The 14,175-nt window shown below is 70.8% G+C and carries 15 protein-coding genes; 14 read left to right on the top strand and 1 reads right to left on the bottom strand.

Going from position 1 to position 14,175, the window contains the following annotated elements; translation table 11 throughout:
• Positions 1-8 precede the first annotated feature (8 nt).
• From AB0310_RS09340 to AB0310_RS09275, 14 genes are all read left to right on the top strand, one after another.
• A complete protein-coding gene (locus AB0310_RS09340) occupies positions 9-1,700 on the top strand; it encodes a glycoside hydrolase family 13 protein (RefSeq protein ID WP_366237085.1) in 1,692 nt (563 codons plus the stop codon).
• A gap of 64 nt (positions 1,701-1,764) precedes the next feature.
• Positions 1,765-2,772, top strand: coding sequence for a metal ABC transporter substrate-binding protein (locus AB0310_RS09335; RefSeq protein WP_366237084.1), 1,008 nt, complete (start codon positions 1,765-1,767; stop codon positions 2,770-2,772).
• Positions 2,769-3,620 carry a metal ABC transporter ATP-binding protein gene (locus AB0310_RS09330; protein ID WP_370428263.1) on the top strand — a complete coding sequence of 284 codons (852 nt, stop codon included), beginning with the start codon at positions 2,769-2,771 and terminating at the stop codon, positions 3,618-3,620. Before AB0310_RS09335 ends, AB0310_RS09330 begins: the two co-directional genes overlap by 4 nt.
• Positions 3,617-4,489 carry a metal ABC transporter permease gene (locus tag AB0310_RS09325; protein ID WP_419181691.1) on the top strand — a complete coding sequence of 291 codons (873 nt, stop codon included), beginning with the start codon at positions 3,617-3,619 and terminating at the stop codon, positions 4,487-4,489. Before AB0310_RS09330 ends, AB0310_RS09325 begins: the two co-directional genes overlap by 4 nt.
• 121 nt (positions 4,490-4,610) lie before the next feature.
• The gene (locus AB0310_RS09320; protein WP_187662687.1) at positions 4,611-5,027 is read left to right on the top strand and encodes a Fur family transcriptional regulator; all 417 of its coding nucleotides are present in this window, start codon (positions 4,611-4,613) and stop codon (positions 5,025-5,027) included.
• Positions 5,024-6,064 (top strand): permease, encoded by a 1,041-nt coding sequence (locus AB0310_RS09315; RefSeq protein WP_187662686.1) that lies wholly within the window; start codon positions 5,024-5,026, stop codon positions 6,062-6,064. Before AB0310_RS09320 ends, AB0310_RS09315 begins: the two co-directional genes overlap by 4 nt.
• Positions 6,057-6,869: a TIGR03943 family putative permease subunit gene (locus AB0310_RS09310; RefSeq protein ID WP_187662685.1), complete on the top strand. Its 813-nt coding sequence runs from the start codon at positions 6,057-6,059 to the stop codon at positions 6,867-6,869. Before AB0310_RS09315 ends, AB0310_RS09310 begins: the two co-directional genes overlap by 8 nt.
• Positions 6,859-8,706 carry an Ig-like domain-containing domain gene (locus AB0310_RS09305; RefSeq protein WP_280613442.1) on the top strand — a complete coding sequence of 616 codons (1,848 nt, stop codon included), beginning with the start codon at positions 6,859-6,861 and terminating at the stop codon, positions 8,704-8,706. The genes AB0310_RS09310 and AB0310_RS09305 overlap by 11 nt, the downstream gene beginning before the upstream one ends.
• A 1-nt stretch (position 8,707) precedes the next feature.
• Positions 8,708-9,430 carry a DNA-3-methyladenine glycosylase gene (locus AB0310_RS09300; RefSeq protein WP_259952550.1) on the top strand — a complete coding sequence of 241 codons (723 nt, stop codon included), beginning with the start codon at positions 8,708-8,710 and terminating at the stop codon, positions 9,428-9,430.
• A 191-nt stretch (positions 9,431-9,621) separates the two neighbouring features.
• On the top strand, positions 9,622-9,858 hold the full coding sequence (gene rpmB, locus AB0310_RS09295; protein ID WP_017203559.1) for a 50S ribosomal protein L28: 237 nt from the start codon (positions 9,622-9,624) through the stop codon (positions 9,856-9,858).
• Positions 9,858-10,028: a 50S ribosomal protein L33 gene (rpmG, locus tag AB0310_RS09290; protein WP_017203558.1), complete on the top strand. Its 171-nt coding sequence runs from the start codon at positions 9,858-9,860 to the stop codon at positions 10,026-10,028. The genes rpmB and rpmG overlap by 1 nt, the downstream gene beginning before the upstream one ends.
• A 3-nt stretch (positions 10,029-10,031) precedes the next feature.
• Positions 10,032-10,337 carry a 30S ribosomal protein S14 gene (gene rpsN, locus AB0310_RS09285; RefSeq protein WP_017829734.1) on the top strand — a complete coding sequence of 102 codons (306 nt, stop codon included), beginning with the start codon at positions 10,032-10,034 and terminating at the stop codon, positions 10,335-10,337.
• 326 nt (positions 10,338-10,663) lie between these two features.
• Entirely contained in the window at positions 10,664-10,951 is a 288-nt protein-coding gene (locus AB0310_RS09280; RefSeq protein ID WP_017203554.1) for an HU family DNA-binding protein, read from the top strand.
• Between the two features lie 82 nt (positions 10,952-11,033).
• Positions 11,034-13,046 carry a bifunctional copper resistance protein CopD/cytochrome c oxidase assembly protein gene (locus AB0310_RS09275; protein WP_232089123.1) on the top strand — a complete coding sequence of 671 codons (2,013 nt, stop codon included), beginning with the start codon at positions 11,034-11,036 and terminating at the stop codon, positions 13,044-13,046.
• Positions 13,047-13,059: 13 nt separating this feature from the next.
• Here the strand turns inward: AB0310_RS09275 and AB0310_RS09270 are convergent, their stop codons facing one another.
• Positions 13,060-14,130 carry a hypothetical protein gene (locus AB0310_RS09270; RefSeq protein ID WP_187662683.1) on the bottom strand — a complete coding sequence of 357 codons (1,071 nt, stop codon included), beginning with the start codon at positions 14,128-14,130 and terminating at the stop codon, positions 13,060-13,062.
• Positions 14,131-14,175 lie beyond the last annotated feature (45 nt).

Below are 14,175 nucleotides of genomic sequence, written 5' to 3'. Positions count from 1 at the left end.
TCTTCCTCATGACCGATTCGCTGCTCACCGCGACCCGCGAAGACGACAAGACCGCGACCTGGTGGCGTCAGGCCGCCGTGTACCAGATCTATCCGCGGAGCTTCGCGGACGCCGACGGCGACGGCCTCGGCGACATCCCCGGCATCGTGTCGCGCGCCGACTACCTCGCCGAGCTCGGCATCGACGCGGTGTGGCTGAGCCCGTTCTACCCGTCGGAGCTCGCCGACGGCGGGTACGACGTGGCGGACTACCGGGACGTCGACCCCCGCCTCGGTACCCTCGACGACTTCGACGCCATGGTCGAGGCGCTGCACGCGCGGGGCATCCGCGTCGTCGTCGACATCGTCCCCAACCACACCTCCGACCAGCACGCCTGGTTCCAGGAGGCGCTGGCTGCCGGCCGCGGCTCGGCCGCCCGGGAGCGCTACATCTTCCGCGAGGGCACCGGTCCCGACGGCGCGGAGCCGCCCACCGACTGGGTCTCGGTCTTCGGCGGCAGCGCCTGGGAGCGCGTCGCGGACGGCCAGTGGTACCTGCACAACTTCGCCGTCGAGCAGCCCGACCTCAACTGGGACCACCCCGAGGTGCGCGAGGACTTCCTCACAACGCTCCGCTTCTGGTCGGACCGCGGCGTGGACGGGTTCCGCATCGATGTGGCCCACATGCTGACGAAGGACCTCACCGAGCCACTGCCGTCGCGTGCCGAGCTCGACGCGATGGACCGCACCTCCGGCACGCACCCGATGATCGACCGCGACGACGTGCACGAGATCTACGCCCAGTGGCGCGCGGTCTTCAACGAGTACGACCCGCCCCGCACCGCGGTCGCGGAGGCGTGGGTCGAGACCCCGGAGCGCCGCGCGAAGTACGCCTCCGCAGAGGGGCTCGGACAGGCGTTCAACTTCGACCTGCTCGTCGCCGACTTCGACGCGGCGGACTTCCAGCGCATCATCGCCGACAACCTCGCCCAGGCGCAGGCCGCCGGATCCTCGACGACCTGGGTGCTCTCGAACCACGACGTGACCCGGCACGCCACCCGCTACGGCCTGCCGCCGCTGCGCGGACGCGCGGTCAAGCAGGGAACCGAGTGGGTGCGCGCGGGCGGCCCGGAGGAGGGACTCGATCGGGAAGGCGGTCTGCGTCGGGCGCACGCAGCGACGCTGCTGCTGCTCGGCCTGCCCGGCAGCGCCTACCTCTATCAGGGCGAGGAGCTCGGCCTGCACGAGGTCGCGGACATCACCCCCGACCAGCGCCAGGACCCCGGGTTCTTCCGCGGCGCGGACTTCGACGGCCTCGGGCGCGACGGCTGCCGCGTGCCGCTGCCGTGGACGGCGTCCGGCAGCTCATACGGCTTCGGCGCGGCCGGCGCGCACCTGCCGCAGCCTGCCTGGTTCGCGGAGTACGCGGTCGAGGTGGAGGACGCCGATCCCGGCTCGACCCTCAACCTGTACCGCGAGGCGCTGCGTCTCCGGCGACTGCTGCAGACCGGGGAGACGCTCGAGTGGGTCGACACGGGTCGGGAGGACGTGCTGCGGTTCCGCCGCCCGAACGGGTGGGAGGTCGTGACGAACTTCGGCACCGCGCCGTTCGATCTGGGCGCCGCGGCCGACGATGCCGTGCTGTCGACCGTGCCCCTCGACGGCTCCGTGCTGCCGGGCGAGGCCACGGCGTGGATCGCCCCGGGGGCGCTCGCGGACTGACTGCAGAGTCGGGGCGAGGACACCGGTTTGATAATGGTTCTCATTAGTGTTTAGAGTGGGAATCATGAAGAAGCCCGTCCTCGCCCTCACGCTCGCCTCCGTCGCCGCCCTCACGCTGGCCGGATGCTCGACCACCCCGGGCGCGGCGGAGGATGACAGCGCGGTGACGGTCGTCGCGAGCACCAACGTCTACGGCGACATCGCCGCGCAGGTCGGCGGGGACCGCGTCGACGTCACCGCGATCATCGACTCGGTCACCCAGGACCCGCACTCCTACGAGGCGAGTGCCCGCGACCGTCTCACGCTGCAGAAGGCCGATCTCGTGGTGGAGAACGGCGGCGGCTACGACGCGTTCATCGACAGCCTCCTGCAGGATGCGCAGGACCCGCACGTCGTCACCGCGGTGGAGTTCTCGCACGACTACCCGGGCAACGAGGGTCACGACGAGGGCGAGGACCACGATCACGACGAGGCGGCGACGGACGAGCCGCACGATCACGAGCACGCCGAGGGCGAGGACGAGCACGCCGGCCACGACCACATCGAGGGCTTCAACGAGCACGTCTGGTTCGACCCGCACACGATGATCCACGTCGTCGACGCGATCGCCGACGAGCTCACCGAGATCGACCCCGACGGCGCCGACACGTTCCGCACGAACGCGGACGAGCTCGTCGCGGAGCTGGAGGGTTTCGAGGGCGACCTCGAGGCGATCAAGGCGGATGCCAGCGGTGCGACGGTGTTCATGACCGAGCCGTTGCCCGGATACCTGGCCACGGCCGCCGGGCTCACCGACGTCACCCCCGAGGGCTTCGCGGAGTCGGTGGAGGAGGGCAGTGATGTCGCGCCCGCCGTGCTGCTCGAGGCGCTGCAGGTCGTCGGGTCCGGCGATGTGACCGCCGTGCTCACCAACGCTCAGACCGGCGGCGCGGAGACGGAGCGCGTGGAGAAGGCCGCGGAGGACGCCGGGGTGCCCGTGGTCGCGTTCACGGAGCTGCTCGAGGACGGATCGTCGTACTCTGAGTGGATGAGTGACGCGATCCAGAGCCTCGCCGCCGCCGTCCAGTCGTGAGCGGAGCCCGTTCACAGGCTCAGCGACCCGCGAGGGAGACCGGCCCGGTCCTCGAGATCGCCGACGGCGCCCTGCAGCGGGGCGACCGCGAGCTCTGGTCGGGACTCGACCTCTCGGTGCAGCCCGGGGAGTTCATCGCCGTGCTCGGCCCATCGGGATCCGGGAAGACGACGCTCCTCCGCAGCATCCTGGGACTCCAGCCCCTCTCGCGCGGCAGCATCCGCGTGGCCGGCGAGCCCGTGCACCGCGGGAACGCCCGCATCGGGTACATCCCTCAGCAGCGCTCGCTCGCTCCCGACACGAGCATGCGCGCCCGTGATCTCGTCGCCCTCGGCGTGCAGGGCAGCCGCTTCGGCTTCCCGGTCCCGCACCGTGGCGACCGGGCGAAGGTCGACGCCCTGCTGGCCGCTGTCGGGGCGACCTCGTACGCGGACCGCCGGGTGGGCCTCCTCTCCGGCGGAGAGCAGCAGCGCCTCCGCGTCGGGCAGGCGCTGGCCGACGAACCCGCGCTGCTCCTCTGCGACGAGCCGCTGTCGAACCTCGACCTCGCCAACCAGGTCGCCGTCACCGACATCATCGATCGGCAGCGTCGGGAGCGCGGAGCCGCCGTGCTCTTCGTCACGCACGACGTCAACCCGATCCTGAACCGCGTCGACCGCATCCTCTACATCGCCGGCGGCCGGTTCCTCCTCGGGACCCCGGAGGAGGTGCTGCAGACCCGGGTGCTGACGGATCTCTACGGCACCCCGGTGTTCGTGCTCCGCGCCGGTGATCGGCTCGTCGTGGTCGGCGTCCCCGATGCGGAGCCGCACCACGACCATGACCACGAGCACGGGGGCGCCGCATGACCGTCCCGTCCGCTCTCGTCCCCATGGTCGGCTGGGACGACATCTTCTCCTTCCAGGACTATGGCGAGCTCGTCGCCCTGCTCGCGAACTCGATCATCGCGGGCGCCGTGCTCGGGCTCGTCGGCGGTCTCATCGGGGTGTTCGTCATGCAGCGCGATCTCGCGTTCGCGGTGCACGGGGTGAGCGAGCTCTCCTTCGCGGGAGCGGCGGCGGCGCTGCTGTTCGGCGGCAGCGTCGTGCTCGGCTCACTCGGCGGAGCCCTCGTGGCGGCGATCCTCATCGGGGTCCTCGGCGCCAAGGCCAGGGACCGCAACTCGATCGTCGGCGTGCTCATGCCGTTCGGCCTCGGTCTCGGCATCCTGTTCCTGTCGCTGTACGACGGCCGCAGCGCCAACCGGTTCAGCCTCCTCACGGGGCAGATCGTGTCGGTCTCGAGTCCCGACCTCGGCTGGCTCGTCGGCATCAGCCTCGTGGTGCTGCTCGGCCTGCTCGTGATGTGGAATCCGCTGCGCTTCGACTCGCTCGATCCGGAGTCGGCGGCAGCCCGCGGAGTGCCCACCCGCACCGTGAGCCTGCTGTTCATGGTGCTTCTGGGACTCATCGTCGCGGTGAGCGTGCACATCATCGGCGCGCTGCTGGTGATGGCGCTCCTGGTGACGCCCGCTGCCGCAGCCATGCGGATCACGGCGGGCCCGGTCGCGGTGCCGGTGCTGGCGGCGCTGTTCGGGTTCGTCTCGGCCGTCGGCGGCATCCTCCTCGCGCTCGCCGGCACCCTGCCCGTCAGCCCCTACATCACGACCCTGTCCTTCACGATCTACGTCGTGTGCTGGATCGTGCAGCGCGTCCGTTCCCGGGTCACCCGCGTCTGACCCCTTTTCGAGTCGCGCACTTCGCTCCATTTCGGTCGCAGATGCCGCCAATCGGGCGACTCGAATCCGCGGTGGGGGCGCTCCCAGCCCTCGCCGATCCCGGCGGCCTAGAATCGATGGCATGGCTCAGCGGAACACCTGGCAGCGCGAACGCGTGCGCGAAGCGCTCGCCGACGCGCGCGGTTTCGTGAGCGCACAGAGCCTGCACGCGACGCTCCGCGACGACAACACGGGGATCGGCCTGGCCACTGTATACCGCGCCCTCGCCGGACTCGCGGCGGCCGGAGATGCCGACTCGCTGCAGAGCCCCGAGGGGGAGGCGCTCTACCGGGCGTGCACCACCCAGGGCCACCACCACCACCTCATCTGCCGGTCCTGCGGCCTCACGGTCGAGATCGAGGCGAAGGACGTGGAGCAGTGGGCGCACCGCACGGCCGCCCTGCACGGCTTCACCGAGGCCGCGCACGTGGTCGACATCTTCGGACTGTGCACCCCCTGCGCGAACAAGCGCGACGCCGAGAGGACTGCGACAGCGTGACCGCCCCGGCACGAACGGCCACCCGTCCGGGCCACACGCACCGTCGAGCGCCCTCGCCGCGCTCGACGTGGATCGCCGTCGGCATCGGCGTCGTGATCGTCGCGGCGCTGTTCCTCATCGACGCCTTCCTCCCCACCCTCTTCCCCGCCTCGCTGCCCACCCGCGCGCAGGACGGTCTGACACTCGCTCTCAGCGTGCTGATCGAGGCGCTGCCGTTCGTGGTGCTCGGCGTGCTGCTGTCGATCGTGGTGCAGGTCTGGCTCCCGGCGGACGTCATCCACCGCTGGCTCCCGCGCCGCGCCTGGGCCCGCCGCGCCGTGCTCTCCCTGCTCGGCATGCTCATCCCGGTCTGCGAGTGCGGGAACGTCCCGTTCGCCCGCGGACTCATGATGCGCGGACTCGCCCCCGCGGAAGCGCTGACCTTCCTCATCGCGGCGCCGATCGTGAACCCGATCGTGATCCTCACGACGCACGCCGCGTTCGGATGGGACGGCGGCATCCTCGTCGCCCGCCTCGTCGGTGGCTACCTCATCGCGAACCTCATCGGCTGGATCTACAGCCGCCACCCCTCGCCGGAGTCGCTGCTCACCCAGCGCTTCGTCGACACGTGCGAGCGCGTGACCCACGAGCCGGGAACTCCCGTGCGCCGCAGCCTCACGCAGTTCCTCGTCGAGCTGCGGGCCGTGATGCCGGCGCTCGTGATCGGCTCCGCGCTGGCGGGGGCCGTGCAGGTCCTCATCCCGCGCGACGTCCTGCTCACGATCGGCGCCAACCCCGTGCTGTCCATCGTCGCGATGATGCTGCTCGCGATCGTCGTGGCGATCTGCTCCAATGTCGACGCCTTCTTCGCGCTGTCGTTCGCGTCGACCTTCTCCTCGGGGGCCCTCGTGGCGTTCCTCCTGGTCGGGCCGCTCGTCGACATCAAGATGCTGGCGCTGATGCGCACGACCTTCACCACCCGGACGCTCGTCGGGATCACCGCTGTCGTGCTGGCGTCGGCCTTCGCGATCGGGATCGGGGTGAACGTCCTTGCCTGAGCTCTCCGTCCGCACGCGCGCCCTCGCGACCCGGTGGCTGGGGATCGGTCTGGCCTCCGTCGTCGCCGTCGTCACCCTCGGCCTCGCGGTGACCGACCGCCTCAGCCTCTACATCAGCCCGGAGTCGGTGTGGTTCGCATCGGCTGCCGCCGTGGTCACTCTCGCCGGAGCCGTCTGGTCGTGCACGCTGCCCCTGGGCGCGGAGGAGGATCACGGGCACGACCACGGTCCCTCCTCCGCCCGATCTGCGGAGTCGGAGCACTCCTCCGCTGAGGAGAGCGAGCGCCCCTCCGTCCCGTCGCGCCGGACCCTCGCCGGGGTCGGTGCTCTGGCCGGCGGTGTGGTGGCGACGGGGGTCGTCGTCTCCGCACTCGTCCTGCCTCCCGCCTCGCTCTCGGTCGAGCTCGCGATGTCGCGCGCCGGGGAGGAGACCGCACTGTTCGCCGGCGCCGACACGGTCGCCCTCGGGGTCGCGGACACGTCGACGTTCGGCGTGGGCGACTGGGCGAGCGTCTTCGCCGCCGCGACGAACACCACGGCCTACGACGGGGCCGACGTCACGTTGCAGGGCTTCGTCACGCCGGGCGACGGCGACGGCGTCAACCTCACCCGGCTCGTGATCACCCACTGCGTCATCGACGCCCAGACGGCGGCGCTGCCGGTGAGCGTCGACGCGGACGCGTACAAGACCGGACAATGGGTCGAGATCACCGGGACCGTCCGTGCGGATGAGAACGGCTCCCTGCACATCGAGCCGACCGATGTCGTGGCGATCGACGAGCCGAAGGACCCGTATGAGTACTGACGACGAGCGGCCGGAGCCGCCCGCCGTCCCGCGGACCCGCGCTGAGCTGCGCGCTGCCAGGGAAGCGGAGGAGCGCGCCGCCGAGGAGCAGACGGCCGCAGAGCGCGCGGCCACCGAGCAGGCTGAAGCGGAGCAGGTCGCGGCGGAACGTGCGGCCGTGGAGCGGATGGCCGCCGAGGTCGCCGCCGAGCAGGCCGCCGTCGATCGCGAAGCTGCGGCGGAGCGTGAGGCGGCAGAGCGCGAGGCGGCGGAGCGTGAGGCGGCGGAGCGTGAGGCGGCGGAGCGCGCTGCTCCCGATGCGGCCGCCGGCGTCCCCGCGATCCCGCAGGCGCCCGAGCCGGTGTTCACCCCCGCGGGGCCGGCGTCCACCCCCGCGGCGAGCAGCGAACCGGGAGATGCATCGGATCCGGGCTGGACGCCGACCACCGACCTCCCCGCCGACGACGATGCGCCTCCGCCCGCGCCGTGGTCCCGCCGCCGCTTCCTCGTCACGATCGGTGCCGTGGTCGGAGTGCTCGTGCTCGTCGGCACCGGACTCGGAATCGTCAGCCTGCTCCAGGGCCCCCGGGTGACCGATGTGCAGGTCGACGCCGCCCAGGCCATCGAATCCTCAGGGAGCCGCGTCATCCTCACGGCGAATCAGCCGCTCTCCGCCATCGACCCCGAGCAGGTCACGGTCGAGCCGTCCGTGCCGTTCACGGTCGATGCCGCCGGTCGGGGCGTCGGCGTGCGCTTCACGGTGCCCCTCGACGACGACACGACCTACACGGTGACCGTCTCCGACGTGACGGGTGCGGGAGGAGGACCGGCCGCCGATCTGACGACATCCTTCGAGACCCCGGCGTCGTCGATCTTCCTCCTGCGCCGCGACCCCGACGGCGACGACATCATCTTCCGCACCGACCTGAGCGGCGAGAACGCGCAGCCGGTGTTCTCCCACCCGCGGATCGACGACTTCCGGGCCACGTCCACGCAGCTCGTGGCCGCGGTCGAGGATGACGACCAGTCGCGGCTGCTCGTGATGGACAGGGACGGCTCCGACCAGCGCGAGCTCCCCCTCCCCGGAGAAGGCTACGTGGGCGCGATCCAGGTGTCCGAACGGGGCAACCTCGTCGGCTACAGCTACTCCGATCGCGAGCTCAGCGACACCGAGGGGCGCGCGAGCGTGCTCGTCACCCAGTCGTTGAGCGGCGACGACGAGCCCCGCATCATCGAGGTCGGGGACAAGCAGGTGAGCGTCTTCGTGTGGCAGTTCGTGCCGGACAGCGCCGCCGTCCTGTTCATCGACTTCGACGGAGCGCTGTCCCTCGTGGACCAGTCGGCCGACACCGGCGTGCAGTCCCTCGGTCTCGCCACGACGATCCAGGGCATCTCCCGCGGCACCTACACCGCGATCGTCGAGCGACTGGACGGATCGGTGGTGGAGCTCGACCTGGCGGACGGATCGGAGGAGCCGCTCGCCGCGTCGGAGCCGGACTACGGCACCGCGACCTCCATCACGCCGTTCCCCGGCGGAACGCTGCGTCACGTCGTCGCCAGGGACGAGGGCGGCCTCCCGGTGGGACAGGCCGTCATCCGCGTCGACGACTCCGGCGCGGCCACGCCGCTGGTCGAGGTGAGTTCGGCCGACTCGATCCTCCAGGCCTGTGCGTCGCCGAGCGGGCAGTACGCCGCGGTGGTGATCGCGCCGGACATGGCGGACAACGCCTACGACGGGATGCTGCTGCCGCTGCCGGAGAAGCTCGAGACGCACCTCATCGACATGAAGACCGGGGACGAGATCGTCGCACTGACCGGTTTCGACGCGTCCTGGTGCCAGACGGCGCCGCGGTTCTGACATGACGGGGCCCCTGGCGCTGCGGCGCGCGACCCGCGACGACGTGATGCGCTCCGCCGTGGAGGTCGCGCCGACGCTCCTCGGCGCGGAGCTGCGGACCGTGGTCGTCGAGGACGGTCGCCCGGTGGAGGTGCGCGTGCGGATCACCGAGGTGGAGGCCTATCACGGGCAGGGCACCGGAGCGCTGGCGGACCCGGGGTCCCACGCCCGCATGGGCCGCACCGCCCGGAACGCCACGATGTGGGGCGAGCCGGGCCATCTCTACGTGTACCTGAGTCACGGCATCCACTCCTGCGTCAACGTGGCCTGCGGTCCCGAGGGGCAGGGTGACGGGGTGCTGCTGCGCGCGGGGGAGATCGTGACCGGGGTGGAGGAGGCGGCCCGGCGACGGCGTGCGGTCCTCCCGCTCGGCCGCACCGCTCGGCGGGACCTCGCGCGTGGGCCCGGACGGCTCGGACAGGCCGCGGGACTGCGGCACTCCCTGCACGACGGCATCGACGCCATCACCGGCGAGGAGCGGAACGGCGCCAGGGCGGAGTTGTGGCTCGGCCCTCCCGTGGTCGACGTGGCCCAGGGCCCGCGGGTGGGGGTGGCGGGCATCGCCGGCACGGACGCGTTCCCTTGGCGCTTCTGGATCCCCAGCGACCCCACGGTGTCCGCGTTCCGGTGGGGCCGGGGCGCCGCCGACGCTTCGAGTCGCGCGAATGGCGGCGTTTCGGGCTGAGATGGGGCCATTCAGGCGATTCGAGCAGCTGCTCGGAGCCGTGCTAGACTGACTCTTCGTCTGCGCACGCTCCTGTGCGCAGTTCGTGTGCTCCCCCTTCTTCCGCCGAGAGATCGGCATGCGGGGCGGCGTGCAGACAAGGGATCTTGGGTGAGGCCGTCCGGTCTCACGGTAATGAAGGAGTCATCATCATGGCAGCAGTGTGCCAGGTGACCGGAGCTGTTCCCGGCTTCGGTCACAACGTCTCGCACTCGCACCGCCGGACGAAGCGTCGCTTCGACCCGAACGTGCAGAAGAAGACCTATTTCGTGCCCTCGCTCGGTCGTAAGATCACGCTCAACGTGTCCGCCAAGGGCATCAAGGTGATCGACGTGCGCGGCATCGAGAACGTCGTCAAGGACCTCCAGGCGAAGGGTGTGAAGCTCTAATGGCCAAGAAGGCTCAGGACGTCCGTCCGATCATCAAGCTGCGTTCGACGGCGGGTACGGGTTACACGTACGTGACCAAGAAGAACCGCCGCAACACCCCCGACCGCCTCGTGCTCAAGAAGTACGACCCGGTCATCCGTCAGCACGTCGAATTCCGAGAGGAGCGTTGATCCATGGCTAAGAAGAGCAAGATCGCGCGCAACGAGCAGCGCAAGGTCATCGTCGAGCGCTACGCCGAGCGTCGTGCCGAGCTGAAGAAGACCCTGGTCGACCCGAACGCCACCGACGAGGCCCGCGAGGCCGCCCGCGTCGGCCTGCAGAAGCTGCCGCGCAACGCGTCGCCGGCTCGCGTGCGTTCGCGCGACGTCATCGACGGCCGCCCCCGTGGTGTCCTCACGAAGTTCGGCATCTCGCGTGTCCGCTTCCGTGACATGGCGCACCGTGGCGAGCTGCCCGGCGTGACCAAGTCGAGCTGGTAAGCACCCAGCGAGAAGGGGCGGGGATCTTCGGATCCTCGCCCCTTTTGCATGCCCGGGAACGCAGGCGATCACGCCGGATCAGGCGCATATGTCAGGGAGTGCCTGAAGCCACGCGGGGGCCTGAACCAGCGAGCGTGCGGCCGAAAACCTGTGGCACGAGTGGCCAATGTGACGCGACACGCCGGGAAATAGGTCGAAACCCGCGAAATGACGCGGAAATCCGGGTCGCCGTTGGTACATTCGAGGCGGTCACACGACCAACGGGGAGCACCCGCTCCTCGTACCCACACACACGATGCGACGGTCCTTCGTCGCTGGAGGATGACATGGCTGACAAGTCCATCACCAAGACCGAGCTCGTCGCGAGCATCGCTTCCGCCACCGGCCAGAGCCAGGCCACCGTCTCCGGTGTCCTCGACTCGCTGTTCGCCACGGTCTCCGACGCCGTCGCCAAGGGCAGCAAGGTCTCCATCCCGGGCTGGATCTCGTTCGAGCAGGTCGACACGGCCGCCCGCACGGGCCGCAACCCGCAGACCGGCGCCGAGATCAAGATCCCGGCCGGCAAGCGCGTCAAGGTGACCGCCGGCTCCAAGCTCAAGGCTGCCGTCAAGTAAGACCGCACCCGTTCGAAGGCCGCCCCCGCTTCGGGGGCGGCCTTCGTGCGTTCTCCCTGCTGCGCGCGCCTAGGCTGGAGGGGTGAGTTCCCGCACCGAGACGCCGCGCCCGACGTCGGCGTACCGTCTCGCCGGCATCGTGATCCTCCTCGTCGCAGCCGGAGCCGCTCTGGTCTGGGCGCTTCTGGTCGGGGGAGGGGCGAACCCGCCGCTGCTGCAGGATCCAGGGCCGGTGGTGCTGTGGGGCACGCCCTTGGCGAAGCTCGTGATGAACATCGCCGGCGCCGTCATGCTCGGCTCCCTCGTGCTGGCGCTCTTCGGACTGCAGGCGGGGGAGCGCACCTTCGACACGGCCCTGAACATCGCGTCCATCGGCGCCGCCGTCTTCACCGTCTCCGCCGGGCTCGCCGGGTTCTTCTCCTTCATGGCCGCCTTCAACCCGCAGCTCAGCATCGAGCGCGAGTTCGGTTCGCAGCTCGGCCGCTTCCTGCTCGAGCTCCCGCTGGGGCAGTCGTGGCTGATCACAACGATCCTGGGCGCCGTCATCACGGTGCTCGCGTTCGCCTGGCGCACCTGGACACCCACGCTGCTCACCGCCCTGCTGGCCGCGGTGTCTTTCCTGCCGCTGGCGACCCAGGGGCACGCGGGGGACCTCGACGGACACAACATGGCCGTCAACTCGATCCTCCTGCACACCATCGGCGCGGCGGCGTGGCTCGGCGGGCTGCTCCTTCTCGTACTGTTGCGCGGGCAGCAGGGGCTCGACCTCCCCCGGCTCGTCGGCCGCTACTCGTCCCTGGCGATCGCGGCCTTCGCGGTCGTCGCCTTCTCCGGCTTCACGCGGTCGATCGTGGCCGTCGGGAGCTGGGAGGCCGTGTGGACGACCCCCTACGGACTCATCGTCGTCGTCAAGGCCGTCCTGCTCGTCGGCATGGGACTGCTCGGCGCCTGGTACCGCACGCGGCTGATCCCGAAGCTGAGCGGCGCCCGCGCCTCCCGGTGGTTCTGGGCTCTGGTCCTCGGCGAGGTGGCGCTCATGGGCCTCGCCTCCGGCGCGGCGGCCGCGCTCGCTCGCACGCCCCCGCCGACCGGAGAGGTCGCCGCGTTCGCGCAGACCCCCGCGCAGATCCTCACCGGCTCGCTGCTGCCGCCGGAGCTCACTCTGGAGCGCTGGTTCACGGCCTGGGACATCGACGTGCTGTGGCTCGTCGCGGCGGGCTTCGGACTCTTCTTCTACCTCGCAGGGGTGCGCCGACTCCGGGTGCGCGGCGATCGCTGGCCGATCCACCGCACCGTGTTCTGGGTGCTCGGTCTGCTCCTGCTGGTGTGGGTGACCGGCGGACCCATCAACGCGTACCAGGAGTACCTCTTCAGCGTGCACATGCTGGGGCACATGATGCTCTCGATGGCGATCCCGCTGCTCCTCGTCTCCGGCGCGCCGATCACCCTCGCGCTACGCGCCATCCACAAGCGCGACGACGGCACCCGCGGTGGTCGCGAATGGATCATGTGGGCCGTCCACTCGCCGTTCGCGAGGGTCGTGACGCACCCGATCGTGGCGGCGGCGATCTTCATCCTGTCCCTCTGGGCGTTCTACTTCACCGACCTGGTGCGCTGGTCGATGTTCGAGCACCTCGGGCACGAGTGGATGGTCGCCCACTTCCTGATCTCTGGGTACCTCTTCGTGATGAGTCTGATCGGCGCCGACCCGGTGCCGTATCGCCTGCCGTACCCCGGCCGGCTCATCACCCTCATCGCCGTGATGGCCATGCACGCGTTCTTCGGCATGGCGATCATGATGCAGGAGGGGCTCATGGTCGCCGACTGGTTCGGTGCGATGGGCCGCGACTGGGGCGCCGACCCGATGACCGACCAGTACGTGGGCGGGGGCATCGCGTGGTCGATCGGGGAGATCCCGACGCTCATCCTCGCGATCACCGTCGCCATCCAGTGGAGCCGGAGCGACACCAAGCTCCAGCGTCGCCGCGATCGGCATGCCGATCGCACCGGCGATGCCGAGCTGGAGGAGTACAACGCGCGGCTCGCCGACCTCGCGGCCCGGGATCAGCGCGCGGCGGAGCGCCAGGGCCGCTGACCGGGCACCGGTCTCACTTCACGGGATCGTCCGGGGAGCCGACGCGGATCGATGCCGAGCCGTCCGGGAGGATGGCGATGGAGCCGTTGACCCGGAAGGGCACGTCTTCGGAGACCGGCTCCACGGAGCCGTCGAAGAGCGACTGGATCTCGACCTCGACGTGCGCCACGGCGTCGGTGGCCGGGATCTGCCAGTGACCGTCGTCGGACGGCGCGACCATGATCTCGGGCTGCTGGGCGATGGACCACTTCGGCGGCGCGGCGATCCTGTTCTCGACGCGCAGGCCGAACGGGCACGCGGTGGGCTGCAGCACCTCCTGCGTGGTGCACGCGGTGAGGAACTCCTCGACGCGCTCCTGGACCACGTCGACGAACTCCTCCGTCGGCTCGGTCTGCACATCGAGAGGGGTCACGGCGAGCGGCTCGTCGGCGAGCACGCCGTGCCCGGTGGACTCCGCGATCGCGGTGTCGACCGTCACGGAGTAGAGCCCGGGGGTGAAGACGAGCAGCGGGAGAGGCTCCAGGGGCAACGCCGCGGGCCCGGCGGCGGACACCTGGCGGCGGTCGACCTCGAACCCGTTCACGGAGAACCGGTCGGCTCCGCGCACCGTGAGCTCGACGACGGCGAGGGGGCTGGTCGTGAACCGCCAGTTCGGTGTGACGCCGGCCCAGCCGTCCTGCGCGACGTGGAACGTGGTGGTGCCGGAGTGGCCGCCGGCGCGGTAGCTGACGGTCACCGCGGTGCCGTCGCCGGAGGGCTCCTCGGATTCGACCTCGACGTCGCTGAGCGGACCGAGGGCGGAGCGGCGCAGCATCGCCTCGGACGCGGCGGGGTCGATCCCGGCGTCATCGAGGGTCTCCCGGTCGATAGCGACACCGGGAACGCGGAGGGCATCGGCGGCTCGCCCCTCGGAGAGCAGGTCGAGATAGCGGACCACGAACGCCGACGGGCCGTAGAACTGCCGGTAGAGCGTCGCGCCACCCGCGCCGATCGCGGCCAGCAGGAGGACGCCGATGAGGCCCAGGATCGCCAGATCGGCGCCCAGGCGCGACCGCCGGGGCGCGCGCGTCCCGGCCCGCTCCATGCCGGTCAGTCTAGGAGGGCGTCCTGGGGGGACGCCGAGCGTCGG

Source organism: Microbacterium meiriae, from assembly GCF_040702565.1.
Taxonomy (GTDB): Bacteria; Actinomycetota; Actinomycetes; order Actinomycetales; family Microbacteriaceae; genus Microbacterium; species Microbacterium meiriae.
The sequence above is the reverse complement of the archived record's forward strand: the minus strand, read 5'-3'. Positions and strand labels throughout refer to the sequence as shown.

Bases quoted from the DNA above. Each gene is read 5' to 3' on its own strand.
- rpsN (WP_017829734.1), top strand. From the start codon at position 10,032: ATGGCTAAGAAGAGCAAGATCGCGCGCAACGAGCAGCGCAAGGTCATC.
- AB0310_RS09280 (WP_017203554.1), top strand. From the start codon at position 10,664: ATGGCTGACAAGTCCATCACCAAGACCGAGCTCGTCGCGAGCATCGCT.
- rpmB (WP_017203559.1), top strand. From the start codon at position 9,622: ATGGCAGCAGTGTGCCAGGTGACCGGAGCTGTTCCCGGCTTCGGTCAC.
- AB0310_RS09335 (WP_366237084.1), top strand. From the start codon at position 1,765: ATGAAGAAGCCCGTCCTCGCCCTCACGCTCGCCTCCGTCGCCGCCCTC.
- AB0310_RS09270 (WP_187662683.1), bottom strand. From the start codon at position 14,130: ATGGAGCGGGCCGGGACGCGCGCGCCCCGGCGGTCGCGCCTGGGCGCC.
- AB0310_RS09340 (WP_366237085.1), top strand. From the start codon at position 9: ATGACCGATTCGCTGCTCACCGCGACCCGCGAAGACGACAAGACCGCG.
- AB0310_RS09300 (WP_259952550.1), top strand. From the start codon at position 8,708: ATGACGGGGCCCCTGGCGCTGCGGCGCGCGACCCGCGACGACGTGATG.
- AB0310_RS09305 (WP_280613442.1), top strand. From the start codon at position 6,859: ATGAGTACTGACGACGAGCGGCCGGAGCCGCCCGCCGTCCCGCGGACC.
- rpmG (WP_017203558.1), top strand. From the start codon at position 9,858: ATGGCCAAGAAGGCTCAGGACGTCCGTCCGATCATCAAGCTGCGTTCG.
- AB0310_RS09325 (WP_419181691.1), top strand. From the start codon at position 3,617: ATGACCGTCCCGTCCGCTCTCGTCCCCATGGTCGGCTGGGACGACATC.
- AB0310_RS09320 (WP_187662687.1), top strand. From the start codon at position 4,611: ATGGCTCAGCGGAACACCTGGCAGCGCGAACGCGTGCGCGAAGCGCTC.